Source organism: uncultured Nonlabens sp. (assembly GCF_947495285.1).
Lineage (GTDB): Bacteria > Bacteroidota > Bacteroidia > Flavobacteriales > Flavobacteriaceae > Nonlabens.
In genome coordinates, this window is record NZ_CANLXZ010000005.1 from 56331 (window position 1) to 81757 (window position 25427).

Sequence of the window (25427 nt, forward strand, 5' to 3'; positions counted from 1 at the left end):
ATAGAAATTATCCGTTAAATACCTTATCCATTGAAATTCCTCTTTGCTTCGCAACTGTCTCCGCACTTCTCAACTGTAACAAGGCATCAAATGTAGCTTTAACAACATTGTGAGGATTAGAAGAACCTTGATTTTTACTAAGTACATCATGAACACCTACAGCCTCAAGAACTGCTCGAATAGCGCCACCGGCAATTACACCAGTACCAGTTGATGCAGGCATCAATAAAACCCTAGCACCACCAAATTTACCTTTTTGTTCGTGAGGAATTGTCCCCTTTAATAGCGGTATACGTACTAAATTCTTTTTAGCATCTTCAACAGATTTAGAAATAGCTTCGGCAACCTCCTTAGATTTTCCTAAACCATGACCAACAACTCCATTTTCGTCTCCTACAACAACAATTGCAGAAAATCCAAATGCACGACCACCTTTAGTTACTTTAGTAACACGTTGAACACCTACTAAACGATCCTTGAGCTCAAGTCCACCTGGCTTAACCGTTTCTACGTTTTTATATTTTTGGTACATTATATTAAATGTTTCAAATTAAAATTTAAGACCACCTTCACGAGCACCTTCTGCAAGTGAAAGTACACGTCCATGGTACAAATATCCACCACGATCAAAAGAAACAGATTCAATACCAGCAGCTTTAGCCTTAGCGGCTACTGCAATACCTACTTCTTTAGCAACCTCCACTTTTCCAGCGGTCGATTTTAATTCACGTGATGAAGCTGATGCGATGGTCACTCCATCCACATCATTAATTACTTGAGCATAAATCTCCTTATTGCTTCTAAAAACAGATAATCTTGGACGCGCTGCGGAACCAATAACTGTTTTACGAATACGTTTACGAATCTTTATCCTTCTTGCTGACTTTGAAAATGCCATAATATCTTTAAATTATGCTGATTTACCAGCTTTTCTTCTAATAATTTCTCCAACGAACTTAACACCTTTACCCTTATATGGCTCTGGCGGGCGGAAACCACGAATTTTTGCAGCTACCTGACCTACCAATTGTTTGTCAAAAGATGTAAGCTTAACACGAGGGTTCTTACCCTTTTCTGAAACCGTTTCTACAGTAACCTCAGAAGCTATATTCAAAACAATATTATGAGAAAAACCTAAAGACAAATCTAATTTTTGCCCTTGATTTGATGCTCTATAACCAACACCAACCAATTCTAATTCCTTAGACCAACCGGTTGACACACCATGAATCATATTACTTATTAATGATCTATATAAACCATGCTTAGCTCTATGATCTTTAGCGTCAGAAGGCCTTGTTACAACTACATCCTCTGCACCGACCTCAATAGACACATCTGAAAAAGGTTGAACTAATTTTCCTAACTTTCCTTCAACAATTATTTCGTTGTTTTCAACTCTTACTGTTACACCAGCAGGTATAGTTACTGGATTTTTTCCTATTCTAGACATAGCTGTATATTAATAAACGTAACAAAGAACTTCACCTCCTACGTTTTCTGAACGAGCCTGCTTGTCAGTCATAACACCCTTAGAAGTGGAAATGATTGCAATTCCAAGACCATTAAGAACACGTGGTAAATCATTAGCCCCAGAATACTTACGTAAACCTGGCTTTGATAAGCGTTGTAAATCTTTAATTACTGATTCTTTTGTATCTCTATCGTATTTTAAAGCGATTTTGATATTTTGTTGAGTTGAATTATCCTCAAATTTATAACTTAAAATATAACCTTGATCAAATAATATTTTAGTAATCTCCTTTTTCAATTTTGAAGCTGGGACATCCACTACTCTGTGATTTGCTCTTACAGCATTTCTAATTCTTGTTAGATAATCTGCGATTGGATCTGTATTCATAAATATATCTTTAAGCGATTACCAACTAGCTTTTTTAACGCCTGGGATTAAACCTTGATTTGCCATTTGTCTGAACATTACACGAGAAATACCGAATTGTCTCATATACCCCTTAGGTCTTCCAGTTAATTTACAACGATTGTGTAATCTAACAGGAGATGCATTTTTAGGTAACTTTTGTAACTCTTCATAGTTTCCAGCTTCCTTTAGTGCCTTTCTCTTAGCAGAATACTTATCCACTAATGCTTGACGCTTGCGCTCACGCGCTTTCATTGATTCTTTTGCCATCTCTTATTAGTTCTTTTTAAATGGTAAACCTAATTCCGTAAGTAATGATTTTGCCTCTTTATCAGTGTTAGCACTAGTAACGAAGGTTATATCCATTCCTGAAATTTTATTAACCTTATCTATGTTAATCTCTGGAAAAATAATCTGTTCAGTTATACCTAAGTTATAATTCCCTCTACCATCAAAACCATCAGCTTTGATGCCTTGAAAATCTCTAACTCTAGGTAATGCAACCGTCACAAAACGATCCAAAAATTCATACATACGTTCGCCACGTAAAGTAACCTTTACACCGATAGGCATACCTTTACGTAATTTAAATGCCGCAACATCTTTTTTAGATAATGTAGCAACCGCCTTTTGTCCGGTAATAGTTGTTAGCTCTTCTAAAGCATAATCGATAAGTTTTTTATCTGCTACTGCAGCACCAACACCACGACTTAATACTATCTTCTGGAGCTTTGGAATCTCCATTACATTTTTGTAAGCAAATTCCTTCTGTAAAACATCAGCAATACGCTCCTTATATTCTCCTTTTAATCTTGGTAAATATGACATGATTATATTACTTCTTTAGTTGTTTTTGCAAAACGAACGTTCTTACCATCCTTAGATTCATATCCAACTCTAGTATTCTTACCATTCTTATCTATTAAAGAAAGATTAGAAACGTGTAAAGCCGCTTCTTTCTCCTTTATACCTCCTTGTGGGTTAGTAGCGCTTGGTTTTTCATGCTTTGAAACCATGTTAACACCCTCTACGATAGCTCTATTCTTCTGAATAAAAACTCTTAAGACTTTACCTTCAGCACCTTTATGCTCACCAGCAGTTACCCTAACTGTATCTCCGGTTTTAATTTTTAATTTTGCCATAATAATTATTATAGTACTTCTGGAGCAAGTGAAACAATTTTCATGAACTGTTTGTCACGTAATTCACGTGCAACCGGTCCAAAAACACGAGTTCCTCTCATGTCCGATGTTGGATTTAACAAAACACAGGCATTGTCGTCAAAACGGATATAAGAACCATCTGGTCTTCTTACCTCCTTTTTAGTACGAACTACTACAGCAGTAGAAACAGCACCTTTTTTTATATTACCATTAGGAGTTGATTCTTTTACAGAAACAACAATTTTATCACCTACCGAAGCATATCTTCTTTTAGTACCACCAAGAACACGTATACAAAGAACTTCCTTTGCACCTGTATTATCAGCGACTCTTAATCTGGATTCCTGTTGTACCATTACTTAGCTCTTTCTATTATTTCTACTAATCTCCAATTTTTAGACTTACTCAAAGGACGAGTTTCCATAATACGTACCGTATCCCCTTCATTGCAGTCATTGTTTTCGTCGTGAGCAACATATTTCTTTGTTTTCAAAACGAATTTACCATACATAGGATGCTTCTGTCTTTTAACTTCAGCAACGACAATACTTTTGTCCATTTTGTTGCTCTTTACAACACCTACACGTTCTTTTCTTAAATTTCTAGTCTCCATTATCGTACTATTTATTGTTTATAGCAGTCTTAATTCTCGCAATAGTCTTACGCAACTTTGTAATCTGTGAAGGATTATCCAATGGCGACATACTATGAGTCCTCTTCAAATCTCCGTAGGCAACCTGTGATTCTACAAGTTTATCCTTTAACTCTTCTTGAGAGTATCCTTTTACTTCTGATTGTTTCATAACTCAAATCTATTCTTGATAATCGCGAGCGACTATGAATTTAGTTTTAACTGGTAATTTTTGAGCAGCAAGCCTTAACGCTTCTTGTGCAACTGCTTGAGGAACACCAGAGATTTCAAAAAGAATTCTACCTGGTTTCACAACCGCAGCCCAATACTCAACATTACCCTTACCTTTACCCATACGAACCTCGAGTGGTTTTTTAGTAATAGGCTTATCTGGAAATATTTTAATCCATAAAGAACCCTCTCTTTTCATAAATCTAGTCGCCGCTATACGCGCCGCTTCAATTTGTCTTGAGTTAATGAAATTAGAATCTAAAGATTTAATTCCAAAAGTCCCATAGGCTAGTTGGTTACCGCGTCCTGAATCACCTTTCATGCGACCCTTCTGCTGTTTTCTAAACTTTGTTTTTCTAGGTTGTAACATTTCTAGCTATTATTATTTTCTACGACGACGGTTGCCTCCACGATTGTTTGCACCACCACCTTTATTACCTTGTTGTTTCTTTGCTAATCCTGCCAAAGGAGATAAATCTCTTTTACCATATACCTCACCTTTCATAATCCATACCTTAACCCCTATTCTACCATATGTAGTATGTGATTCTACTAAAGCATAATCTATGTCGGCACGGAAAGTAGACAGAGGAATACGACCATCTTTATAAGATTCAGAACGAGCCATCTCTGCACCATTCAACCTACCTGAAATCTGTACCTTAATACCTTCAGAGTTCATTCTCATAGCAGCTGCGATAGCCATTTTAATAGCACGTCTATAAGAAATTCTATTCTCAATTTGTCTAGCTATACTAGAACCAACTAAATGCGCATCTAACTCAGGTCTCTTAATTTCATGAATGTTGATTTGAACATCCTTTCCAGATATTTTTTTCAACTCTTCCTTTAAACGATCTACCTCAGTACCACCCTTACCTATAATAATTCCAGGTCTAGCAGTGGTTATTGTTACCGTAACTAATTTTAAAGTACGTTCTATAATAATACGTGAAACGCTAGCCTTAGATAAACGAGCATGAATATACTTACGTATCTTATCATCTTCTGCAAGCTTATCGCCATAGTCATTTCCACCGTACCAATTAGATTCCCATCCTCTGATGATACCTAAACGATTTCCTATTGGATTTGTTTTCTGTCCCATACCTTTACTAGTTAACCTCTTTATTATTAGCCTGACCTAACACAAGAGTAACGTGGTTTGATCTTTTTCTTATTCTATGCGCTCTACCCTGAGGGGCTGGACGCAATCTTTTCAACATAGCACCACCATCAACTCTAATCTCTTTGATAAAAAGTCCTGCTTCTGCTACATCAGCATCCTCATTCTTAGCTTGCCAATTTGCAATAGCACTAAGAACAAGTTTATCTAATCTTCTTGCCGCTTCTTTCGAAGAAAACTTAAGGATATTTAAAGCATCCTCAACCTTCTTACCTCTAATAATATCAGCAACCAGTCTCATTTTTCTCGGTGAGGTAGGACAATTGTTTAATTTAGCAAACGCAATCTTACTTCTCTCTTCCTTTAGCCTTTCAGCCATTTGTCTTTTACGAACTCCCATAGCTTAGATTATTTTTTACCCTTGTTCTTAGCACCACCATGACCTCTATAAGATCTAGTAGGTGAAAATTCACCAAGTTTATGTCCTACCATGTTTTCAGTAACGTAAACAGGTATGAATTGACGTCCATTATGAACAGCAATTGTCTGACCAACAAAGTCTGGTGTGATCATAGAAGCACGAGACCATGTTTTTATTACAGTTTTTTTACCAGACTCAACATTTTGAGCCACCTTAGATTCAAGTTTATGAAATACGTAAGGTCCTTTTTTAAGTGAACGAGCCATAATTTATTTCTTTCTACGTTCTATTATATATTGAGTACTAGCTTTATTCTTGTCACGTGTACGATATCCTTTTGCAGGTATACCATTACGAGACCTTGGATGACCTCCTGAAGATTTACCTTCACCACCACCCATTGGGTGATCAACTGGATTCATCACAACAGGCCTAGTTCTAGGTCTTCTACCCAACCATCTCGATCTACCAGCTTTACCACCAACAACTAGTTGATGATCACTGTTAGACACAGCACCGATAGTAGCTAGACACTCCTGTAAAATCAATCTAGTTTCACCAGAAGGCATCTTAACAGTCGCATACTTTCCATCTCTCGCCATTAACTGAGCAAAAGAACCAGCACTACGAGCTATAACAGCCCCTTGACCAGGACGCAACTCTATACAACTAATGATTGAACCTAGAGGGATTTGAGACAATTTCATAGCGTTACCAACATCTGGCGTTGCAGATTCGCCAGAAACTATATTCTGACCAACTTTCATCCCATTCTGCGCTATAACATAACGCTTTTCACCATCTTGATAATTAACTAAAGCTATAAAAGCGGTACGATTCGGATCATACTCTATAGAAGCTACAGTCGCTGGAACACCATGACGATCTCTTTTAAAATCAATGATACGGTAGCGCCTTTTATGACCACCACCAATGTAACGCATAGTCATACGACCACTAGCATTACGACCACCTGAACGTTTTTTCGGAGCGAGTAAACTCTTCTCCGGCTTATCAGTTGTGATAGCGTCGTAGCCATTCACAACTCTAAATCGCTGTCCAGGAGTTACAGGTTTTAATTTTCTTACTGACATTATTGTCTTTTAATTATAGATTACTATAAAGATCAATGGTTTCACCATCTTTAAGTTGTACAAATGCTTTCTTACGAGCACTAGTTTTACCAACTTGAATCCCTGATTTAGTATATTTAGTATTACGATCAATACGAGTGTTCATAGTTCTAACTTTAAGAACAGTAACACCATACGTCGTCTCAACTTCTTTCTTTATTTGCACTTTATTAGCCTTAGAGGAAACCTCAAAACCATAACGATTTAGAAGCTCACTATCTCTAGTTGCCTTCTCGGTGATAATCGGTTTAATTAGAATGCTCATAGCTTATTTACTTAAATTTTCTTCTATTCCTTCTAACGAACTCTCCAAAAGAACAACCTTAGTTGCATTCAGGATTTTGTAAGTACTTAATTCTGAGCTAAGTACAACATCAGAACCCTTCAAATTTCGCGAAGACAAATATACATTATTATTTGATTCTCCCAAGACAATTAGAGATTTTTTATCCTCAAGACCTAAACCTTCTAAAACCTCGACAAAATCTTTAGTTCTTGGAGCATCTAAATTAAAATTCTCAACGATTAAAAGTGAACCTTCCGACATCTTTTGACTAAGCACACTTTTACGTGCCAATCTCTTCTGTCCTTTATTCAACTTGAATGAATAACTACGAGGTACAGGTCCAAAAATACGACCACCACCTCTAAACACCGGAGACTTAATAGAACCAGCACGAGCTGTACCTGTTCCTTTTTGCTTTTTAATCTTACGTGTACTACCAGCAATCTCTGCACGTTGCTTAGCTTTGTGCGTACCTTGACGTTGATTAGCAAGATATTGCTTTACATCAAGATAAATAGCGTGTTCACTAGGCTCAATACCGAAAATCTCTTCAGATAATTCTACCTGACGTCCAGTTTCTTTTCCTTTAATATCTAATACTGCTACCTTCATTATTTCTGTACGATTACATAAGAGTTTTTATGACCAGGCACACAACCTTTAACCACAAGAAGATTCTTGTCAGCAACAACCTTTAAAACTCTTAAATTTTGAACTTTTACTTTTTCATTCCCCATCTGTCCAGCCATGCGCATTCCCTTGAATACACGAGCAGGATAAGACGCAGCTCCTATAGAACCAGGAGCTCTCAAACGGTTATGTTGACCATGTGTAGCCTGACCAACACCACCAAAACCGTGACGTTTAACAACACCTTGAAAACCTTTACCTTTAGAGGTACCAGAAACATCAACAAATTCACCTTCAGTGAACATATCAACAGTAATTGAATCTCCTAATTTGTATTCCTCATCAAAACTTTTGAATTCGGCAACTTTTCTTTTGACAGCAGTTCCTGCTTTCTTAAAGTGCCCTTGAGCAGCTTTAGAAGCATTCTTGTCTGATTTGTCATCGAAACCTAATTGCAAAGCAGAGTAACCATCTACCTCCTCAGTTCTGACTTGGGTAACCACGCAAGGACCTAATTCTATAATGGTACAAGGTAAATTTTTACCATTCTCATCATAAATACTAGTCATTCCGACTTTTTTTCCTATTAACCCAGACATATTTATATTAATTAATAATTGTTATATATATTTTTAAAAAGAGTTCCGCCTTAAAAAGACGGAACCAAATATTGATTTAATAAATTAAAGTAATTACACTTTAATTTCAACTTCAACACCACTAGGAAGCTCCAGCTTCATAAGCGCATCAATAGTTTTAGAAGAAGAGCTGTATATGTCTAATAGCCTCTTATAAGAACTAAGTTGAAATTGCTCACGTGATTTTTTATTTACGTGAGGAGATCTTAATACAGTAAAAATCTTTTTGTGTGTAGGAAGTGGGATAGGCCCAGTTACAACAGCACCAGTGCTTTTTACAGTTTTAACGATTTTTTCAGCAGATTTATCTACCAGATTATAATCGTATGATTTGAGTTTAATTCTGATTTTTTGACTCATCGTTTGAAATATTAATTGTTACCTTTTGTTGCTGCTATTACCTCTTCACTAATGTTAGAAGGTGTTTCAGCATAGTGAGAGAATTCCATTGTAGATGTAGCGCGTCCTGAAGAAAGAGTACGTAAAGTTGTTACATAACCAAACATTTCAGAAAGAGGAACATCAGCTTTTACAACTTTTGCACCGTTACGGTCACCCATATCATTCACTTGACCACGACGTCGGTTAAGGTCACCAACTATATCACCCATATTTTCTTCAGGAGTGATAACTTCAAGTTTCATCATAGGTTCTAGTATTACAGCACCAGCAGATTTTGCTGAAGCCTTATAACCCATTCTTGCAGCTAATTCAAAAGAAAGAGCATCAGAATCTACAGGGTGGAAAGAACCATCTGTAAGAGTAACTTTCATACTATCCATTTCAAATCCAGCAAGAGGACCAGCCTTCATAGCCTCACGGAAACCTTTTTCAATCGCAGGTATAAATTCCTTAGGAACATTACCACCTTTAATTTTATTTACAAACTGAAGACCTTCTTCTACTTTACCTTCTTCATTTTCTTCAGCAGGCTCAATAGTAAATACAATATCTCCAAATTTACCACGACCACCAGACTGCTTCTTATAAGTTTCTCTATGATCAGCAGATCTTGTAATAGCTTCTTTGTACTCCACTTGAGGAGCACCTTGATTAAGCTCTACTTTAAATTCGCGACGCATACGGTCTACAATAATATCAAGATGAAGCTCACCCATACCAGATATAATAGTCTGACCAGAAGCTTCGTCAGTTCTAACCTGGAAAGTAGGATCCTCCTCAGCTAATTTTGCCAAAGCCATACCCATTTTATCCACATCAGCCTTAGTTTTAGGCTCAACTGCAATACCTATTACTGGATCTGGGAAATCCATAGATTCAAGGACAATAGGGTGCTTTTCATCAGACATTGTATCACCTGTCTTAATGTCTTTAAAACCTACTGCTGCACCTATATCACCAGCTTCTATATAATCAATAGCATTTTGCTTATTAGAATGCATTTGATAGATACGAGAAATACGTTCTTTTTTTCCAGAACGATTATTCAATATATAAGAACCAGCATCTAAACGACCTGAGTAAGCACGGAAAAACGCTAGACGACCCACAAAAGGATCTGTTGCAATTTTAAATGCAAGAGCAGCAAAAGGCTCCTTTACACTAGGCTTACGTAATTCCTGCTCTTCAGTATCAGGATTAGTTCCGACGATACCCTCCTTATCTGTAGGAGAAGGCAAATAACGACAAACAGCGTCCAGTAAAAACTGGACACCTTTATTCTTAAAGGCAGATCCACAGATCATAGGTATGATAGACATATCCATAACAGCAGCACGAAGAGCAGCATGCACTTCATCCTCTGAGATAGAATCTTCATCCTCCATGAACTTCTCAAGAAGGTTTTCATCATAAGCAGCAACCTCTTCGATTAGCAACCCACGATATTTCCTCGCCTCCTCTTTCATGTCTTCAGGAATATCAATAACATCAAAAGTAGAACCTTGAGTAGCATCATGCCATACTATCGCACGATTTTTTACAAGATCAACAACACCTTTGAATTCATCCTCGTCACCTATGTTTAATACAATTGGCACCGCATTAGACTTTAACATATCCTTTACTTGCTGACAAACAGCAAGAAAATTAGAACCTTGACGATCCATCTTATTTACAAAACCTATACGAGGCACCTTGTAATTATCTGCTAATCTCCAGTTAGTCTCTGATTGTGGTTCAACACCATCTACAGCACTAAACAAGAAAACCAATCCATCTAATACACGTAAAGATCTGTTAACCTCTACAGTAAAATCAACGTGACCTGGTGTGTCGATAATATTAAAGTGATAATCTTTTGTCTGAGGAGTAGTTTGAGCGTTTTCTAATGGAAATTTCCATGTACAAGTAGTAGCAGCAGACGTAATAGTAATACCACGTTCTTGCTCCTGCTCCATCCAGTCCATAGTAGCAGCACCATCATGCACCTCACCTATCTTATGAGAGACTCCTGTATAGTATAAGATACGCTCAGTAGTAGTTGTCTTTCCTGCATCAATGTGAGCAGCAATACCTATATTTCTAGTAAATTTTAAATCTCTTGACATTTCTTAGAATCTAAAGTGTGAGAATGCTTTATTTGCTTCAGCCATTTTGTGAGTATCTACCTTTTTCTTAACAGCAGCACCTTCTTCCTTAGCCGCAGCAAGGATTTCAGAAGCTAATCTTACAGAAAAAGATTTTTCGTTACGCTTGCGCGAGTAACTTATCAACCACTTCATTGCTGTAGATATTTTTCTATCCGGTCTGATTTGCATTGGAATTTGAAACGTAGCACCACCAACACGGCGTGAACGCACTTCAACGTGAGGCATAACGTTTGACAACGCTTCTTTCCACACTTCCAAAGAAGTTTTCTCTTCATCTTGATTTTTCTCTTCTACAATATCCATTGCATCATAGAAAAGTTTAAAAGCTGTCGACTTTTTTCCGTGTAACATCATCATGTTAACAAAACGTGTCACTAGCTGGTCGTTAAAACGTGGATCCGGAAGGATAGGACGTTTCTTGGCCTGTCTTTTTCTCATTTCTTCTTGTTGAAATTGTTAATTAAAAAATTCTAACAGAGTATTGTTGGAATTCTTAAAAATTGATTTACTTCTTTGGGCGTTTTGCTCCGTACTTAGATCTACGTTGTGTACGGTCTGCAACACCAGCGGTGTCCAGTGCCCCACGCACGATATGATATCTAACACCTGGCAAATCTTTTACCCTTCCACCTCTAACCAATACTATCGAGTGCTCTTGTAGATTATGTCCTTCTCCTGGGATGTAGGCATTTACTTCCTTACCGTTAGTAAGTCTAACCCTTGCTACCTTTCTCATTGCTGAGTTAGGCTTCTTAGGTGTAGTTGTGTAAACACGCGTACATACTCCACGACGTTGAGGACAAGAATCTAAAGCAGCCGATTTACTCTTCTTGGTTATTTTGGCTCTTCCTTTACGTACTAATTGTGAAATCGTTGGCATATTGTTTTACGCTAATAAATTAATTCCCTTTTTTAAGAGTCGGCAAAGGTATGAATAAAAAAGAGTTATTCAAACCTCAGTTTCAAATATTTAGAATATCTTTTCAAAACACATAAGAAACAAGAATAAAAAACCGTTTACAAGGTGCCTAAACAACCTACTGTTAATGAAAATCAAAACCTATACTGTCCTTATTATATATATACTAGCATGCCCTTTAGTGTTTTCACAAAATAAAGAAATCCTAATACACTATAAAAACAGCATAACTAAGCAAAGTGATTCCACAAAAATACTATCTATAAACAGACACACTGACCTACCCAAAATAACAGACAGCATAAAATCAGAATTAATAAATCAAGGGTATTTGAATATGCTTATTTCAAAACCACAGAAACCCTTAAAAACGAAAAAGACAATAATTATCACCTTAAATCATAAATACACACATATAAAATCTATTCTCCAGATTAAAAACAAACGAGATAGCTTGATTATGAATTCGCTTTCGCGAAAGCGAGAACAAATAACAGCCATTAAAGAACAAAGGCAATTTATTAAAGAATACAATGAGCAATTAAAAAAAGCAGGCTACCCATTTAGCGAAGTGAAATATGCAGATATAAAAATTGGGACTAATGACACCATACTTGCAAATTTAGATATTAAAATCACTCAAAAACGTTACATCGACCATATCGTACTAAAAGGATACTCTAAATTTCCTAAAGCACTTATAACAGCGTTTACGAACAAAAAAAGAATCTATAACAGCAATACGATTAAAGAATTAGACGAAATTATAAAAACTATCCCCTATGCTAAACAAATTAAAAGCAGCGAAGTGCTGTTTAAAAAAGACAGTACCCATATTTACATGTACCTAAAAAAAATAAAAACGAACACAGCACAAGGCTTAATAGGGTTTAACAACAAAGCAAATGGCAAACTAGAATTAAATGGATATATAGACCTGAAATTACAAAATAATCTAAATCGCGCTGAAACCTTTACTTTACAATACAGAAATGATAACGGAGAACAAAGCAATCTACAAACCAGCATCAACCTACCTTACATATGGAAAACACCGGTAGGCATAAATACCACGCTAAACATTCAGAGAAGAGATAGCACCTACCAAAGAACATCTTTTACAACCGGACTATTTTACAAACCCAACTGGAAAAGCAATATTGGATTAAATTATACATCTACAACGTCTACCGCAACTGTTACGGCCGCAAATCTGGAAAGCTACATTAAAAACGGAGTGGAGCTAACCTCTAGCTATCAAAAAAATGCGACTGACCCATTGATGCCAGAAAACCTCTTTATACAAGCAAATATCGGGATAACAAGAAGAGACGGACTACAAATAAGTGAAAAACAAATAAATCTAAACACAACGTTTATAAAGTTATGGCATTTATCACAGAAAAGTAAATTTTTAACTCATATATCTAGCTATTATTTAAATTCAAAAAACATACAATTTAACGAACTTTATCAATTCGGAGGACTGAGAAGCATACGAGGTTTTAACCAAAACAGCATAGACAGCTCCTTCTTTACAACACTAGCAACAGACTATAGATATCGATTAAATGAACAAATTTACCTCCACACTATTCTAGACATAGGCATATTTGAGAATTTTAACAATAAAACTCTTAATAATCTATACAGTTTTGGAGGCGGTATCGCAATTTTAACATCTGCTGGAATATTAAATATAAGTGTAGCAAACGGTAGATTTAAAGAGTCTAAAGTAAACATAACCAATACTATAGCTCACATAAACTTAAGGATAAAATTTTAACATGTTAACTTAATGTTACTAACATCTTAATAAATATAATAAATAGGACGCATAAAAGTTGTTTTATAAGCTTCTTTTTTTGATTTTTGGAGCTGGCTAATTCAAATAAATCTAAACATGAAAACAAAATTAAATGGAATTTTGACGCTTTTACTAGCGTTAGTTGTGCAAGTAGCTTTTGCCCAGCAAACTGTTACCGGAAAGGTAACTGATGCCGATGGTGGACTACTAGGAGCGGTTGTATCAGTAAAAGGAGGCAGCGCTAACGCGACTACTGACTTTGATGGAAACTATACGATCCTAGCTGGACCAGAGGACACGCTTACGTTTACTTACTCGGGATATGAAACAGTTTCTTTACTTGTTGGAAATCAAACAGTTATCAACACAACGATGCAAGCAAGTCTAGACACAGTTGTGTTAATAGGGTATAGAAATTCTACTAAACCTAGAAGTAACATTGCATCTACCACAGTAGATAGCAAAGAAATAGTAGATAGGCCCAACGCCTCTGTAATACAACGACTACAAGGTCAAGTTTCAGGATTAACAGTGCAAACAAGCACGGGACAACCTGGAGCAAACTCTCTAATTCAATTAAGAGGTATTAGTTCTATTAACGGAAACACAGAGCCTCTTATTTTAGTAGATGGTGTACCGGTTGATGAAGATGCTTTCGCTACTTTTAACCCTAATGATGTTGAAAACATGACCGTATTAAAAGATGCAGCAGGAACTGCTATATATGGTAACAGGGGTGCAAATGGTGTGATACTTATAACGACCAAAAGAGGGGAATTTGACAGCCCATTATCTGTAAGCTATACTGGTACGACATCATTCACTGAATTCATAGATACAGATTACAACTTATATGACTCTAGAGGTTTATTATCCCTAGAAAACAGAAGAGGTGCTGGATTTGGTAATACTTTAACTGAAGCAGAAATAGCTGCTTACGATATTCAAACAGATTGGAATGATGTATTTTTCAGAACAGGAGTTAATCAATCTCATAATTTATCGCTATCTTCTGGAGGAAAAAAATCTAGACAATTTACTTCTATAAATTACACAAGGCAAGAAGGAACACTTCTAGCGACCGACTTACAGAGGTTTAATATAAGAACTAACATATCTGGTAAATCAGATAATGATAGATTTACGTACAGCACTACAGCTTCTTTAGGTTATTCTCAAAGTAATTCTCAAACTGAGACTCAAAACAATAGAAACGGATTGTTTTTCTTTAGTTCTATATTAGGTGCAAATAGAGGTTTGCCATATGTAGATATCAATGAATATTCACCAGAACTCTTAACTGGTATTAGCGCCTTTACAGCGCGAAATGCTCCTTTTGTGACATTTGACAACATACAATTCAATAGAAACAGAGAAGATGAATTAAAATTAATATTAGGTGGTAATTTTGAGTATAAACTTAATAAAGACTTTACACTAGCATATAACATGGGTGCAGATTATGGCCAAACGGTGGGATTAAGAGTCGTTGATCCAAGATCAGCACTAGCGAGAATTAGAGCTTCTTTCATTAGTCCTACAGCAGTTGAAGGTTCACAAAGAGAAGAATACCTACGTGACTTTAGGTTTAACTCTAATTTAAGTTTGAGATTCAAAAGGTCTTATGGTGAAAAGGACCAACATACTGTTATAGCAAATGGATATGTAGAATATGTAAAAGGACATTACAAAGATTTTAGATATGTACAAACTGGTCTCAACCCAAGAACCTTTAGCCCAGGCAACAATGGCGGAGCTTTTATAGGTGATACAGCAAACGATGATAACAACGTGCCATTTGTAACTTCTAATAAAGCAAGTACTGGACTATTCTCTTATTTTGGAGAATTTGATTATGATTATGATGACAAGTATGGATTTCAGGCTACGCTAAGAAGAGATGCATCTTCCCGATTTACAGCTGACAATGCTTGGGGTACATTCTACTCTGTTGCTGGAAGATGGAACTTACATCAAGAAGCTTTCTTATCTGAAGTAAACTGGTTAAACACCTTGAAATTGAGAGCATCATATGGGACAACTGGTAACGACCGTATTAATGAACTAGATGGTATAGGTGGATACTATGGAGCACTAAACAGTACTAGAACTTTATTCAATACAGAGCAAAGTTATAACGACCAACAAACATTTACAAGAGATCAAATAGGAAATGAGGATTTAAGATGGGAAACCATTAAGACAGTCAACATCGGTATTGATTTTGAAATGTTTGATAACAGATTACGTGGGGCAATAGATGCATACGAAAGAAAAACAGAAGATTTATTCTTTAGTAGATCTACTTCTTTAATTACTGGAGTATCGCAAATAGATGCTAACCTAGGAGATATTTCTAACACAGGAATTGAACTAACTGCATCCTACGATTTATTCAGAGCTAACAATAGTGATGAAGTAAATCTAAGAATCTTTGGAAATATTGCATATAACAGAAATCAGGCGGATTTTATAGATTTACCTGACGGTTTAAGAGATGATATAAATGACGGAACAGTTATCCAAGAGGGACAAAGAATTAATGAGTTCTTTGTAGTACCTTACAGAGGTGTAAATCCTGCTACCGGTAACTTACTATACGAAGATATTAATGGGGAATTAACTGAGAATCCTACACTTGAAGACAGAAGACTTACTGGAACTAGCTCAATTCCTGATTTCTTTGGAGGATTTGGTTTCAACGCTTCTTATAAAAATTTCTTTCTAGAAACACAGTTTAGTTACATGACAGGATTACAAAGATTTGACAATAACTTATTCAACTACTTAAACCCAGCAGAAATAGGTCAATTACAATTATCTAGCGATCTAGACCGAGCATGGACTATAGATAATCGTGTAACTGATATCCCTTCATTAGACGCAAATAATATAAGCCCAGGTGTAAGCAGTGACAGATTCTTAGTAGATTCTGACTTCTTAAGATTACGTTTCTTACAAATAGGTTACAATTTTAACCAAGAGATGTTAGACAGAACATTCTTAAAATCGGCGAGAGTATATGCTAATGGAGAAAATCTTGCTACATGGACAGGATGGTTAGGTAGTGATCCAGAAAGTTCAAGATCGGTGGAAGAAAACAGATTCCCAACTCCACGTATTATTTCAGTTGGACTTGATTTAACATTTTAAAAAAAAAGCGATGAAAAAAATAATATTAACAATTACAGCAGCTGCTTTTCTATTGTACAGCTGTGAGGACGCCCAAGAAATCGTTCAACCTAGTGAATTTAACTTTGCTGCAGCTTTTCAAAACATAGACGATTTAAAGACCTCTACCATTGCGGTATATGGCGCTGCAGATAATCAAGATGAGATCCAATTCACTTCACATTTCACAGATGAATGTGCACTAGGAAACTCAGCTGCATCTGGATCAGCAGCAGCTAGACTACAATTAAATGTAGGTGATTTTTTTGCTGAAGAAATATGGGCTAATAATTATTTAACTATTCTAAATGCAAATATTGTTTTATTAGGATCTAATGAAATTACTCCAGCAGATGCAACAGAGCAAGCTTTATTTGATGAATCGATAGGAGAAGCTTATGCTTTAAGAGCATATGCACACCTAAAACTATTAGCATACTTTGGTGAAGATTTATCAGACAGAAACTCTGCGGGAATAATTAATGTTGATTTTGTTCCATCCATTGAGGACGTTTTACCACGTAATACTGTTGGTGAAAGCATAGATTTTATTAATGATGATCTTGATGAAGCAGAACGTTTATTAACCAATGCAGGAACAGGGTACTCTCCGATTTTTGTATCAGTAGACTTTGTGAGAGCTCTTAGAGCTAGAGCAAATGCATATGTAGGTAACTACGGTGCGGCGGTAACGGCAGCAAACAATGTTTTATCAAATTTTTCTCTACCTACGGCTGCAGATAGTGACTCCTATGGAAATCTTTGGGAAGATGTTTATACCTTAACTTCAACAAACCAAGAAGTTATATTCAGATTCAATGCAACTGAAAATAACGGTAATAGTATAGGTCAGATTTACAATACAAACGCAAGTACAGCTGCTGGAGCACCTCTTTATGAGATGAGTCGCAATCTTTTTAATCAATTAGAGTTAAACGAAGCAAACTTTGGTGATATAAGAAGACAAATTTATATCGACCCTACTTCTATTATAGCAGCAGACTACCCTTCAACTACAGATCCTAGAGAAGACGATCTACTAGTTGTAGATAAGTATCCTGGTGATGTTTCTATACCTAGTTTAGTAGGTGGTTATACTAATGACCAAAAAGTGATTAGAACTGTAGAAATGCACTTTATTCTTGCTGAAGCAGCTATAGTAAATGGTGATTTAATGGAAGCAGCAGCTCAAATCAAAACTATAAGAGATGCAAGATATACTATTCAACAGCCTGCACCAGTTTATAGTAGTGCAATTGACGCATGGCAAGATGTCCTAGCAGAGCGTAAAATAGAGTTATTTGCAGAAGGTCACAGATACATAGATATTAAACGTTTAGGAAGCCTTGCTAATACTGGATATGATAGAAATGAGACTGACTGTTCTTTTGTACAAGGTAATGAATGTGATCTTTCATTTAGTGACTTTAGAGCTAGAGCACTTCCTATCCCAGCTGAAGAAATTAGAGCTAATGCTGGTATCCAACAAAACCCTGGTTACTAATTAAAACAAAAACAAAATGAAAAACTATTTTAAAATATTAGGAATTAGCTTGGCAGCAATTTTGATATCTTGTGACCCTGATTCACAAGAGCAGTTTGATAATGTGAACGGACAGACTGCTGTAGCATTTGCTCAAACAAGTATTGAAACATCAGTACCAACAGAAGGAAAAACAATTACCTTGCCCGTAACTGTTACTACTATTTCTACAGAGAGCAGAAGTTTCAACGTCTCTGTTTCTGAAGCTGATGATGCAAATGCAATCACTTTAGGAAATGTGGTAATACCTGCTAATACTTATGAAGGAACTATTGATATCAGTATAGATTTTGATCAAATAGGTGGAAATGATGGTGACGTAAGAACCGCATTAATACAAATTACTCCTTCTGAAGGTGCAACAGCATATAATGAAATAGCTACAGTATCATATTTCCGTGAAATTGTATGTAACGACGTAATACTTACTATCAATACAGATAGTTTTGCATCAGAAACTGGATTTCAAATTCTAGATGATATGCAAAACGTAGTGTATGAATTAGTTGCAGGCCAGTTAGCAGATGGTGTTCAAACAGTTACAGAAGATATTTTCTTAGAAGATGGTTGCTATACTGCAGTTATCACTGATACATTTGGTGATGGTCAAGTAGACCAAAATGTAACTGGAGATTTTACAATTACTTGTTCCATTATTACTTATGCCACAGGTGGTGGTGCATTCGGCCCAAGGCAAGAAGTACCTTTCTGTGTGAATCAATAATTATTGATACACTTTATTATTTTAGAAACCCAAGCTTAAGGCTTGGGTTTTTTTATGCAATAAACTCAAATAATTACTACTACCTTTGCAGCATGGAAAAGACTACATACATTTACGGGATAAGAGCAATTATAGAAGCCATAGAGAGTAATAAAGAAATCTCTAAACTATACCTTCTTAAAGAAGCTGACGGTGTTCTCATGCACCAGCTGCAAAACACCGCACGTAAAAACAACATTACCGTATCCTATGTCCCGTCTGAAAAACTAGATCACCTCTCAAAGGGTGGCAATCATCAAGGTGCCGCTGCAAGTATATCACCAGTTGACTTTCATGATTTAGAAACCTTATTAGAAGGAACAGATATGGCTAGTAAACCATTGTTCTTATTATTAGATGGAGTAACAGATGTTAGAAATTTTGGCGCCATTATACGCACAGCAGCGTGTACTGGAGTAAACGCGATTATAGTATCAGAAAAAGGAAGCGCACCTGTAAATGCAGCTACCGTAAAAACAAGTGCTGGTGCGGTATTTAATATGCCTATTTGTAAGGTAAACCATATAAAAGATGCGGTATTTTTATTACAAGCCTATGGAGTAAAAACTGCTGGAGCAAATGAGAAAACTACAGATTTAATTTATGATGTGGATCTTAACATACCACTGGCCATAGTAATGGGTAGTGAAGACAGAGGTATAAATCCTTCTACCTTAAAAGTTCTAGATCACGTAGTAAAATTACCTATGCAAGGAGACATAGCCTCATTAAACGTATCTGTAGCATGCGGTGCCATGTTATATGAAGTAGTAAGACAGAAGCTATAAGCGTGCAGCCCTACTCTTCTTCTTGAGAGATGTCAATGAAGTTTCCGTTTTCATCAAAATGACGCATAAAAGGATCTTCATCTTCATTATAATGTTCTAACTCCCACAAATACTTTTTCTTTTGTGGGAGTTTATTTTTTGTAAAAATTGCAAGGACTATTCCAGAGATGGCTCCACTCATATGACCTTCCCAAGAGATGCCTTGCTCTATAGGTAAAACATACCACACCATACTTCCATAGAAAAAAGCGACTAAAAAACTTAATGCCAACAGTTTATAATGTCCCGTAAACAATCCCTTAAAAAACAAAAAAGCTGTTAACATATATACCACTCCACTCGCACCTATATGATAAGATGGTCTACCTATTAACCAGGTAAGAATACCGGTTAAAAGAAGTCCTATTATCAAAACAAATAAGCTAATTCTTCTATAGAAAAAGAACAAAGCTGTTATAAGTACAAGACTAGGTAAAGAATTGCTCCATAAATGTTTAAGACCTGAATGAATAAACGGACCGAATAGAATACCTTGCAATCCCGAGACCACTTGTGGTTGTATACCATATCTGTTAAACCGAAAGTTAAATTTAATTTCTAACCAATACACCGTCCACATAATAAGCACAAATAGTAATGCCGGAAATACGGTTACTATGTCAAATTTAAAATAATCAGAATCTTCCATTAAAACAAATCTATCAATATAGAAGCCAAATCTCAATCTACCAACAATGTCATGACATAAAGGACAAAACTATTGTTAATCCAATTGTATGCACAGGATAGAAACTTTAAATTAGCCCCATGCAAAACACACCTCTAGCAGAACGTATACGTCCTACTAATCTTAATCAATACCTAAGCCAGCAACATCTAGTAGGTGATAAAGGAACTTTAAGGCAACACATTATCAATGGGACGACACCTTCATTAATTTTATGGGGTCCACCAGGTACTGGAAAAACTACGCTTGCACAGATTATAGCTGCAGAGAGTAAACGACCATTTTATATACTAAGCGCTATAAATAGTGGTGTAAAGGATATAAGAGAGGTAATAGAAAAGGCAAAGAATTCTGGTGGGCTTTTTACCGCAAAAAACCCAATATTATTCATAGACGAGATACACCGTTTCAGTAAATCGCAGCAAGACTCCTTATTAGGTGCTGTAGAAAAGGGTTGGGTTACACTTATAGGTGCTACCACAGAAAACCCAAGTTTTGAAGTCATACCGGCGCTTTTATCTCGCTGTCAGGTTTATGTTTTAGACGCTTTCGCGAAAGCGGACTTAGAAAATCTACTAACCAGAGCTATAAAAATCGATGACGTATTATCAAAAAAAAATATCAAAATAGCACAAACCGATGCTTTGATAAGAATAAGCGGTGGCGATGCCAGAAAGCTGCTTAATGTTTTTGAATTAGTAATTAATGCACAAACTGAGGATACTATTATAATCACTAATAAAATGGTACTGTCCCAAGTACAGGCTAATCCTGCTAGGTATGACAAAACTGGTGAGCAACATTATGATATCATAAGTGCTTTTATAAAATCTATAAGAGGCAGCGATCCTAACGCAGCTGTTTACTGGCTAGCGAGAATGATAGAAGGTGGAGAGGATTTAAAATTTATAGCGCGCAGGATGCTTATTCTATCGTCTGAAGATATAGGTAATGCAAATCCTACTGCCTTAATCATGGCAAATAACACTTTTCAGGCAGTATCTACCATAGGTTATCCAGAATCACGTATTATATTGAGTCAGTGTGCCATTTATCTAGCCACCTCACTGAAAAGCAATGCGAGTTACATGGCGATAGGAAACGCTCAACGTGCCGTAAAAGAAACTGGCGATTTATCTGTACCATTAGGACTGAGAAACGCACCCACAAAACTTATGAAGGAATTAGGTTATGGTGAAGAATATAAATATGCACATGACCATCCAGGTAATTTTGCCACTTATGATTTTCTACCTACTGCGATAAGCAAAACAAAATTCTATGAACCTGGCAATAACCCTAGGGAACAATCACAAAGAGATTTTTTACAAAAACGCTGGAAAGATCATTATGATTACAACAGTAAAGAATAAATATCTTTAAGGTGATGTACTACTACTTCTCCTTCTTTTATTTCTTCATTTGTAACATGAAACCATATAGTAGGAAGACCGATATTTTGAGCTCCTTTAATATCTGCTTCTAGACTGTCACCTATCATAATGCTGTTTTCTATCGTGGCGCCGGCCATTTCTAGTGCTTTATGAAAGATTTGTGGCGCTGGTTTTTTTACTCCTGCTGTCTCGCCGGTAAGAACCACCTTAAAATATTTAGATAATCCAGAATTCTTTATTTTATCTTGTTGTACACCATTAAATCCATTAGTGATTACATGCAATTGATACTTATCATACAAGGCATCTAAAAGTTCTATACAACCGTCAAATAAATGATTATGATGGGGCAGGTATTTTATATATAAATCTGCAAAGAGATGTATTTGCGCATCTTTTAATGGATAATCACACGCATCAAAAGCGGTTTTAAGCCGTTGAAAACGTAAATCTTCTTTAGAGATTTTGTTTTCCCTAAACATGCGCCAAAACTGTAAATTAAGTGGCTCATAAATACTTATGAATTTATCTAAATTTAGATCAATATGATGCTCTTTAAAAATTTGCTTATAGGTTAATTTACTATTGAGATTAAAATCCCAAAGGGTATGATCTAGATCAAAAAAAACGTGTTCTATATTATGAAACTTCATTATCGTATATATATTCTAATGTGGTAGTCGCGTGAGTTTTTAATCCTTTCTCAAATTGTGCGTAATTAAACATAACAATAAAATGCCCTGACACTTCTTCTACCCTACGTTTTAATTGTTGGACTACTTGCTTTTGTCCATTGAGCATATTACCAGAAATACTTTTATAATGCAAAGCATATGGGTATATTAAAAGAGGAGTTTGCACTTCATAATCTAAATCATAGAAGTAAAAAGGATGACTGGTACTAGCTCTAAAACCAGGCATAGATTCATACCCCATGCTATAATCTTCTAGTTTTTCTATGTCTACTAACTGTTTATAATGACCAGGTGTTGCAATTTTAGAGTATGCTGCCATAGTTTTGTGCAAAGATCTGTTAGATATTTCTTCAAACTTCCTGCCTTGTTGTAACACCTCCTTATCCTTACAATAAAATGAAAATCGCAAACCTATATCTAGATAATCACCTATTTGTTTAATAGCCTCGCGGTACTTTCTAGAGGTATAATTAATACCATTATCGACGCGGTTATAGCTGCCTAAATGAAAAAAGAAAATCATGTTATGTGCTGCATTAGTAGATTTCTTACCGTATTTCCATTTCTTTCTTATAGTCGCGATTAACTCTTCATAGTTTTTAAAAGGATCTACCTTAAAACCAGTGAGTACTAAAATCTGTTTAAAAAAGGGTCTTATTTTAAATTTTCTAAAGTGATTATAAAGCATCAAATAATTTTCAAGAGCTCCTCTACCTCGATATTTAAAAAAAGAAGACACCTCTATGGCAACAGTGGTCTTAAGTTTCTGTTTTCTTGTTAATGAGACGTCAAAGTTTCTATTCAATATATCTAGAAGTTTTCTTACCCATAAATCAACTAATGGAATAAGAATAAAACAACCTTGCACAGCTGCACTTTCCTTAGCACTATACCTACCTAAATCGTCCTTTACTTGTGGTAAATACTCTTCGTATCGAGTAATTAAATAAAACGCAGCTGAAAATATATCAAAAGGAACATCACTTCTTACTGGTGCTTTAAAAAATATGGGCAACTCGTCCCATTTATAGAACTCGATCTCGTGATCATCTATACCGGTTTCATCTAGTAGGCCTTGAGACCATATAAAAAGCTCATCTCCTAGTGGTTTAACTCCATAACTTAATTTCACACCAGAGTGACTTACAAATTCACTTACCTGTGATGTGAATTTAAATTCTTGCATCATCATTCTACGGAAAATATGCTTAAAAATATACTCCTTTCTAGGTGTTATGTGAGAACAGTAGACTAATATCATTACATCAGGCCTTCGTCTGCAAAACTATAAAAGCCCTGCTGTGTTATAATTAAATGATCTAAAACTTTAATATCTAATAACTTACCTGCTTCTACCAGTTTCATAGTAAGGGCTTTATCTTGATGACTAGGTTTTAAATTACCACTAGGGTGATTATGAGACAACACCATAGCGACAGCACCTGCTTCTATGGCTTTTTTAAAAACTAGCCTTGTGTCTACTAGAGTACCAGTTATACCACCTATACTTACGTTTTTTTTCTCTAAAACTTTATGACTATTATCTAACAGTAAGATCCAGAATTCTTCATGTGGTAATTCACCTAAGATAGGCTGCAATATTTTAAAAGCGTCGTTACTGGATGTAATCTTAGGTAATTTTATAGGCATTTCCATAGCACGACGTTTACCTAATTCCATAGCGGCTGCGATGGTAATGGCCTTAGCCTCACCTATTCCCTTATACTTCATAAGTTCTTTAAGGCTTTTTTTACCTAAGATATCTAATGAGTTTTGAGCATCATTAACTATTATGCGACTTAATTCTACGGCACTCATTTTACGTGTACCGCTACCTATTAAAATAGCAATTAACTCTGCCTCAGAAAGTGATGAACTACCTTTATGTAATAATTTTTCTCGAGGCCTATCGTTGAGCGACCAGTCTTTAATAGAAAAATGAACTTTTTCTTCTTCCATGAAATAAAGATAGAACTTATCTCACAAAAACTGGCTCGTTTTCTTTAAGGGTTTCTTGCTCAGAGTATTTATAATCATCCATTGCAAATGACTGAATACCTTTTAAGGTATCGATCTTATTTTCTACTAGATATCTTGCCATTGTACCTCTAGCTCTTTTTGCAAAGAAAGATATGATTTTTAATTTACCGTTTTTAAAGTCCTTAAAAACAGGAGAAATTAAAGTACCCTGCTGTTGTTTTTTATCTATAGCCTTAAAGTACTCATTACTAGCTAGATTAACTAATAACTCTCCTTCTTTAATTTCTTTATTTAATGCTGGCGTGATTTTATCTTTCCAGAATTCATAGAGGTTCTTATTATTTTCTATAGGTAAAGAAGTACCCATTTCTAAGCGATAAGGTTGTAATAAATCTAATGGTCTCAAGTAACCGTACATTCCAGATAGAATACGTATGTTCTCTTGTGCATAATCTAAATGTTGAGTATCTAGATCATAAGCATTAAAACCAGTATACACATCTCCAGAAAAGGCATAAATCGCTGGACGCGCATTTTTTGTATTAAAATCTGACTCAAAACTTTTGTAGCGCTGGTAATTCAGGTCTGCTAGCTTATCAGATATATGCATTAATTCACCTACTTCACCTTTACTCATGCGTTCTAACTTTGCATTTATCTTAATGGCATCTTCTACAAATAAAGGCTGTGTAGCTCTGTTAGTAGGCAAATCTGTTTTATAATCAAGTGATTTTGCTGGAGAAAGTAAGATTTTCATGACTTGTATTTTGAGTGGTAAAAATACTATGGGTATTGGGATTAAGCACTCAAAATAAAGTTAAGTTCTTGATACGTGAATAAGTAATGACTATGATTTATGTGTTTATCATAGTTTAATATTATGTCTTAATTATAACCACAGCACTAGGTGAGAAACTATCCCGCTTTCGCGAAAGCGAGACAACCATCCT

The 25427-nt window shown here is 35.8% G+C and carries 33 protein-coding genes; 6 read left to right on the forward strand and 27 right to left on the reverse strand.

The window, feature by feature from the left end; genetic code table 11:
* Positions 1-7: 7 nt before the first annotated feature.
* The 22 genes from rpsE to rpsL all read right to left on the reverse strand — a co-directional run bounded on the left by rpsE (position 8) and on the right by rpsL (position 11570).
* The gene (rpsE, locus tag Q0838_RS02955) at positions 8-532 is read right to left on the reverse strand and encodes a 30S ribosomal protein S5 (protein ID WP_298951054.1); all 525 of its coding nucleotides are present in this window, start codon (positions 530-532) and stop codon (positions 8-10) included.
* Positions 533-550: 18 nt separating this feature from the next.
* Positions 551-898, reverse strand: coding sequence for a 50S ribosomal protein L18 (gene rplR / locus Q0838_RS02960; RefSeq protein WP_298951056.1), 348 nt, complete (start codon positions 896-898; stop codon positions 551-553).
* Between the two features lie 12 nt (positions 899-910).
* On the reverse strand, positions 911-1453 hold the full coding sequence (rplF, locus tag Q0838_RS02965) for a 50S ribosomal protein L6 (RefSeq protein ID WP_298951057.1): 543 nt from the start codon (positions 1451-1453) through the stop codon (positions 911-913).
* Between the two features lie 9 nt (positions 1454-1462).
* Positions 1463-1861, reverse strand: a complete 399-nt coding sequence (gene rpsH / locus Q0838_RS02970) for a 30S ribosomal protein S8 (protein WP_298951059.1) — start codon at positions 1859-1861, stop codon at positions 1463-1465.
* 18 nt (positions 1862-1879) lie between these two features.
* Positions 1880-2149 (reverse strand): 30S ribosomal protein S14, encoded by a 270-nt coding sequence (rpsN, locus tag Q0838_RS02975; RefSeq protein WP_298951061.1) that lies wholly within the window; start codon positions 2147-2149, stop codon positions 1880-1882.
* A 6-nt stretch (positions 2150-2155) separates the two neighbouring features.
* A complete protein-coding gene (rplE, locus tag Q0838_RS02980; RefSeq protein WP_298951065.1) occupies positions 2156-2707 on the reverse strand; it encodes a 50S ribosomal protein L5 in 552 nt (183 codons plus the stop codon).
* A 2-nt stretch (positions 2708-2709) separates the two neighbouring features.
* Positions 2710-3021, reverse strand: coding sequence for a 50S ribosomal protein L24 (gene rplX, locus Q0838_RS02985; RefSeq protein WP_298951068.1), 312 nt, complete (start codon positions 3019-3021; stop codon positions 2710-2712).
* An 8-nt stretch (positions 3022-3029) separates the two neighbouring features.
* Positions 3030-3398 (reverse strand): 50S ribosomal protein L14, encoded by a 369-nt coding sequence (gene rplN / locus Q0838_RS02990; RefSeq protein WP_298951070.1) that lies wholly within the window; start codon positions 3396-3398, stop codon positions 3030-3032.
* Positions 3398-3655, reverse strand: coding sequence for a 30S ribosomal protein S17 (gene rpsQ / locus Q0838_RS02995; protein WP_104515655.1), 258 nt, complete (start codon positions 3653-3655; stop codon positions 3398-3400). The genes rplN and rpsQ overlap by 1 nt, the downstream gene beginning before the upstream one ends.
* A 7-nt stretch (positions 3656-3662) precedes the next feature.
* Complete coding sequence (rpmC, locus tag Q0838_RS03000) at positions 3663-3845, reverse strand: 50S ribosomal protein L29 (RefSeq protein WP_101013347.1); 183 nt, start codon at positions 3843-3845, stop codon at positions 3663-3665.
* Between the two features lie 9 nt (positions 3846-3854).
* The gene (gene rplP / locus Q0838_RS03005) at positions 3855-4274 is read right to left on the reverse strand and encodes a 50S ribosomal protein L16 (protein WP_015361160.1); all 420 of its coding nucleotides are present in this window, start codon (positions 4272-4274) and stop codon (positions 3855-3857) included.
* Positions 4275-4286: 12 nt separating this feature from the next.
* Entirely contained in the window at positions 4287-5012 is a 726-nt protein-coding gene (gene rpsC, locus Q0838_RS03010; protein WP_104515658.1) for a 30S ribosomal protein S3, read from the reverse strand.
* 7 nt (positions 5013-5019) lie between these two features.
* Positions 5020-5430, reverse strand: a complete 411-nt coding sequence (gene rplV / locus Q0838_RS03015; protein WP_298951089.1) for a 50S ribosomal protein L22 — start codon at positions 5428-5430, stop codon at positions 5020-5022.
* 8 nt (positions 5431-5438) lie between these two features.
* Complete coding sequence (gene rpsS, locus Q0838_RS03020; protein WP_104515660.1) at positions 5439-5717, reverse strand: 30S ribosomal protein S19; 279 nt, start codon at positions 5715-5717, stop codon at positions 5439-5441.
* Positions 5718-5720: 3 nt separating this feature from the next.
* The gene (gene rplB, locus Q0838_RS03025; protein WP_298951095.1) at positions 5721-6545 is read right to left on the reverse strand and encodes a 50S ribosomal protein L2; all 825 of its coding nucleotides are present in this window, start codon (positions 6543-6545) and stop codon (positions 5721-5723) included.
* A gap of 13 nt (positions 6546-6558) precedes the next feature.
* Positions 6559-6849 carry a 50S ribosomal protein L23 gene (gene rplW / locus Q0838_RS03030; protein ID WP_298951098.1) on the reverse strand — a complete coding sequence of 97 codons (291 nt, stop codon included), beginning with the start codon at positions 6847-6849 and terminating at the stop codon, positions 6559-6561.
* 3 nt (positions 6850-6852) lie between these two features.
* Positions 6853-7482, reverse strand: a complete 630-nt coding sequence (rplD, locus tag Q0838_RS03035; RefSeq protein ID WP_298951101.1) for a 50S ribosomal protein L4 — start codon at positions 7480-7482, stop codon at positions 6853-6855.
* Positions 7482-8099, reverse strand: coding sequence for a 50S ribosomal protein L3 (gene rplC, locus Q0838_RS03040; protein ID WP_298951103.1), 618 nt, complete (start codon positions 8097-8099; stop codon positions 7482-7484). The genes rplD and rplC overlap by 1 nt, the downstream gene beginning before the upstream one ends.
* Before the next feature lie 93 nt (positions 8100-8192).
* Positions 8193-8498 (reverse strand): 30S ribosomal protein S10, encoded by a 306-nt coding sequence (rpsJ, locus tag Q0838_RS03045; RefSeq protein WP_008992279.1) that lies wholly within the window; start codon positions 8496-8498, stop codon positions 8193-8195.
* 11 nt (positions 8499-8509) lie between these two features.
* Positions 8510-10648, reverse strand: a complete 2139-nt coding sequence (gene fusA, locus Q0838_RS03050) for an elongation factor G (RefSeq protein WP_298951115.1) — start codon at positions 10646-10648, stop codon at positions 8510-8512.
* A 3-nt stretch (positions 10649-10651) separates the two neighbouring features.
* A complete protein-coding gene (gene rpsG / locus Q0838_RS03055) occupies positions 10652-11128 on the reverse strand; it encodes a 30S ribosomal protein S7 (protein ID WP_298951117.1) in 477 nt (158 codons plus the stop codon).
* A 67-nt stretch (positions 11129-11195) separates the two neighbouring features.
* On the reverse strand, positions 11196-11570 hold the full coding sequence (gene rpsL / locus Q0838_RS03060) for a 30S ribosomal protein S12 (RefSeq protein ID WP_015361172.1): 375 nt from the start codon (positions 11568-11570) through the stop codon (positions 11196-11198).
* A gap of 499 nt (positions 11571-12069) precedes the next feature.
* Here rpsL and Q0838_RS03065 point away from each other — a divergent pair, with 499 nt between their 5' ends.
* The 5 genes from Q0838_RS03065 (at position 12070) to rlmB (ending at position 19681) form a co-directional block, all read left to right on the forward strand.
* Positions 12070-13395 (forward strand): BamA/TamA family outer membrane protein, encoded by a 1326-nt coding sequence (locus Q0838_RS03065; protein ID WP_298951291.1) that lies wholly within the window; start codon positions 12070-12072, stop codon positions 13393-13395.
* A gap of 117 nt (positions 13396-13512) precedes the next feature.
* The gene (locus Q0838_RS03070; protein WP_298951123.1) at positions 13513-16569 is read left to right on the forward strand and encodes a SusC/RagA family TonB-linked outer membrane protein; all 3057 of its coding nucleotides are present in this window, start codon (positions 13513-13515) and stop codon (positions 16567-16569) included.
* 10 nt (positions 16570-16579) lie between these two features.
* A complete protein-coding gene (locus tag Q0838_RS03075) occupies positions 16580-18091 on the forward strand; it encodes a RagB/SusD family nutrient uptake outer membrane protein (protein ID WP_298951126.1) in 1512 nt (503 codons plus the stop codon).
* A gap of 16 nt (positions 18092-18107) precedes the next feature.
* On the forward strand, positions 18108-18854 hold the full coding sequence (locus Q0838_RS03080) for a hypothetical protein (protein WP_298951128.1): 747 nt from the start codon (positions 18108-18110) through the stop codon (positions 18852-18854).
* A gap of 92 nt (positions 18855-18946) precedes the next feature.
* Positions 18947-19681 carry a 23S rRNA (guanosine(2251)-2'-O)-methyltransferase RlmB gene (gene rlmB / locus Q0838_RS03085; protein WP_298951131.1) on the forward strand — a complete coding sequence of 245 codons (735 nt, stop codon included), beginning with the start codon at positions 18947-18949 and terminating at the stop codon, positions 19679-19681.
* 10 nt (positions 19682-19691) lie between these two features.
* On the opposite strand, the gene Q0838_RS03090 is transcribed toward rlmB, so the two are convergent.
* Positions 19692-20369 (reverse strand): rhomboid family intramembrane serine protease, encoded by a 678-nt coding sequence (locus tag Q0838_RS03090; RefSeq protein WP_298951134.1) that lies wholly within the window; start codon positions 20367-20369, stop codon positions 19692-19694.
* Positions 20370-20488: 119 nt separating this feature from the next.
* On the opposite strand from Q0838_RS03090, the gene Q0838_RS03095 reads away from it, so the two are divergent.
* Entirely contained in the window at positions 20489-21781 is a 1293-nt protein-coding gene (locus tag Q0838_RS03095; protein WP_298951137.1) for a replication-associated recombination protein A, read from the forward strand.
* Here the strand turns inward: Q0838_RS03095 and Q0838_RS03100 are convergent.
* The 4 genes from Q0838_RS03100 to yaaA are packed head-to-tail and all read right to left on the reverse strand — an operon-like array spanning position 21763 to position 25234.
* Complete coding sequence (locus tag Q0838_RS03100; protein WP_298951140.1) at positions 21763-22455, reverse strand: YjjG family noncanonical pyrimidine nucleotidase; 693 nt, start codon at positions 22453-22455, stop codon at positions 21763-21765. The genes Q0838_RS03095 and Q0838_RS03100 overlap by 19 nt on opposite strands.
* The gene (locus tag Q0838_RS03105; protein WP_298951143.1) at positions 22442-23758 is read right to left on the reverse strand and encodes a hypothetical protein; all 1317 of its coding nucleotides are present in this window, start codon (positions 23756-23758) and stop codon (positions 22442-22444) included. The genes Q0838_RS03100 and Q0838_RS03105 overlap by 14 nt, the downstream gene beginning before the upstream one ends.
* Positions 23758-24456, reverse strand: a complete 699-nt coding sequence (radC, locus tag Q0838_RS03110) for a DNA repair protein RadC (RefSeq protein ID WP_298951146.1) — start codon at positions 24454-24456, stop codon at positions 23758-23760. The genes Q0838_RS03105 and radC overlap by 1 nt, the downstream gene beginning before the upstream one ends.
* A gap of 16 nt (positions 24457-24472) precedes the next feature.
* Positions 24473-25234: a peroxide stress protein YaaA gene (yaaA, locus tag Q0838_RS03115; protein ID WP_298951149.1), complete on the reverse strand. Its 762-nt coding sequence runs from the start codon at positions 25232-25234 to the stop codon at positions 24473-24475.
* Positions 25235-25427 lie beyond the last annotated feature (193 nt).

Coding starts and splice junctions, on each gene's coding strand:
- Q0838_RS03070 (WP_298951123.1), top strand. CDS start 13,513: ATGAAAACAAAATTAAATGGAATTTTGACGCTTTTACTAGCGTTAGTT.
- rplC (WP_298951103.1), bottom strand. CDS start 8,099: ATGTCTGGGTTAATAGGAAAAAAAGTCGGAATGACTAGTATTTATGAT.
- rplD (WP_298951101.1), bottom strand. CDS start 7,482: ATGAAGGTAGCAGTATTAGATATTAAAGGAAAAGAAACTGGACGTCAG.
- fusA (WP_298951115.1), bottom strand. CDS start 10,648: ATGTCAAGAGATTTAAAATTTACTAGAAATATAGGTATTGCTGCTCAC.
- rplE (WP_298951065.1), bottom strand. CDS start 2,707: ATGTCATATTTACCAAGATTAAAAGGAGAATATAAGGAGCGTATTGCT.
- Q0838_RS03075 (WP_298951126.1), top strand. CDS start 16,580: ATGAAAAAAATAATATTAACAATTACAGCAGCTGCTTTTCTATTGTAC.
- rpsQ (WP_104515655.1), bottom strand. CDS start 3,655: ATGGAGACTAGAAATTTAAGAAAAGAACGTGTAGGTGTTGTAAAGAGC.
- rplB (WP_298951095.1), bottom strand. CDS start 6,545: ATGTCAGTAAGAAAATTAAAACCTGTAACTCCTGGACAGCGATTTAGA.
- rplN (WP_298951070.1), bottom strand. CDS start 3,398: ATGGTACAACAGGAATCCAGATTAAGAGTCGCTGATAATACAGGTGCA.
- rpsS (WP_104515660.1), bottom strand. CDS start 5,717: ATGGCTCGTTCACTTAAAAAAGGACCTTACGTATTTCATAAACTTGAA.
- Q0838_RS03090 (WP_298951134.1), bottom strand. CDS start 20,369: ATGGAAGATTCTGATTATTTTAAATTTGACATAGTAACCGTATTTCCG.
- rpsG (WP_298951117.1), bottom strand. CDS start 11,128: ATGAGAAAAAGACAGGCCAAGAAACGTCCTATCCTTCCGGATCCACGT.
- rpsJ (WP_008992279.1), bottom strand. CDS start 8,498: ATGAGTCAAAAAATCAGAATTAAACTCAAATCATACGATTATAATCTG.
- rpsN (WP_298951061.1), bottom strand. CDS start 2,149: ATGGCAAAAGAATCAATGAAAGCGCGTGAGCGCAAGCGTCAAGCATTA.
- rpsC (WP_104515658.1), bottom strand. CDS start 5,012: ATGGGACAGAAAACAAATCCAATAGGAAATCGTTTAGGTATCATCAGA.
- rpsH (WP_298951059.1), bottom strand. CDS start 1,861: ATGAATACAGATCCAATCGCAGATTATCTAACAAGAATTAGAAATGCT.
- rplX (WP_298951068.1), bottom strand. CDS start 3,021: ATGGCAAAATTAAAAATTAAAACCGGAGATACAGTTAGGGTAACTGCT.
- rplR (WP_298951056.1), bottom strand. CDS start 898: ATGGCATTTTCAAAGTCAGCAAGAAGGATAAAGATTCGTAAACGTATT.
- Q0838_RS03105 (WP_298951143.1), bottom strand. CDS start 23,758: ATGATATTAGTCTACTGTTCTCACATAACACCTAGAAAGGAGTATATT.
- Q0838_RS03095 (WP_298951137.1), top strand. CDS start 20,489: ATGCAAAACACACCTCTAGCAGAACGTATACGTCCTACTAATCTTAAT.
- rpsE (WP_298951054.1), bottom strand. CDS start 532: ATGTACCAAAAATATAAAAACGTAGAAACGGTTAAGCCAGGTGGACTT.
- rplP (WP_015361160.1), bottom strand. CDS start 4,274: ATGTTACAACCTAGAAAAACAAAGTTTAGAAAACAGCAGAAGGGTCGC.
- Q0838_RS03065 (WP_298951291.1), top strand. CDS start 12,070: ATGAATTCGCTTTCGCGAAAGCGAGAACAAATAACAGCCATTAAAGAA.
- rpmC (WP_101013347.1), bottom strand. CDS start 3,845: ATGAAACAATCAGAAGTAAAAGGATACTCTCAAGAAGAGTTAAAGGAT.
- rplW (WP_298951098.1), bottom strand. CDS start 6,849: ATGAGCATTCTAATTAAACCGATTATCACCGAGAAGGCAACTAGAGAT.
- yaaA (WP_298951149.1), bottom strand. CDS start 25,234: ATGAAAATCTTACTTTCTCCAGCAAAATCACTTGATTATAAAACAGAT.
- Q0838_RS03100 (WP_298951140.1), bottom strand. CDS start 22,455: ATGAAGTTTCATAATATAGAACACGTTTTTTTTGATCTAGATCATACC.
- rpsL (WP_015361172.1), bottom strand. CDS start 11,570: ATGCCAACGATTTCACAATTAGTACGTAAAGGAAGAGCCAAAATAACC.
- rplF (WP_298951057.1), bottom strand. CDS start 1,453: ATGTCTAGAATAGGAAAAAATCCAGTAACTATACCTGCTGGTGTAACA.
- Q0838_RS03080 (WP_298951128.1), top strand. CDS start 18,108: ATGAAAAACTATTTTAAAATATTAGGAATTAGCTTGGCAGCAATTTTG.
- rplV (WP_298951089.1), bottom strand. CDS start 5,430: ATGGGAGTTCGTAAAAGACAAATGGCTGAAAGGCTAAAGGAAGAGAGA.
- radC (WP_298951146.1), bottom strand. CDS start 24,456: ATGGAAGAAGAAAAAGTTCATTTTTCTATTAAAGACTGGTCGCTCAAC.
- rlmB (WP_298951131.1), top strand. CDS start 18,947: ATGGAAAAGACTACATACATTTACGGGATAAGAGCAATTATAGAAGCC.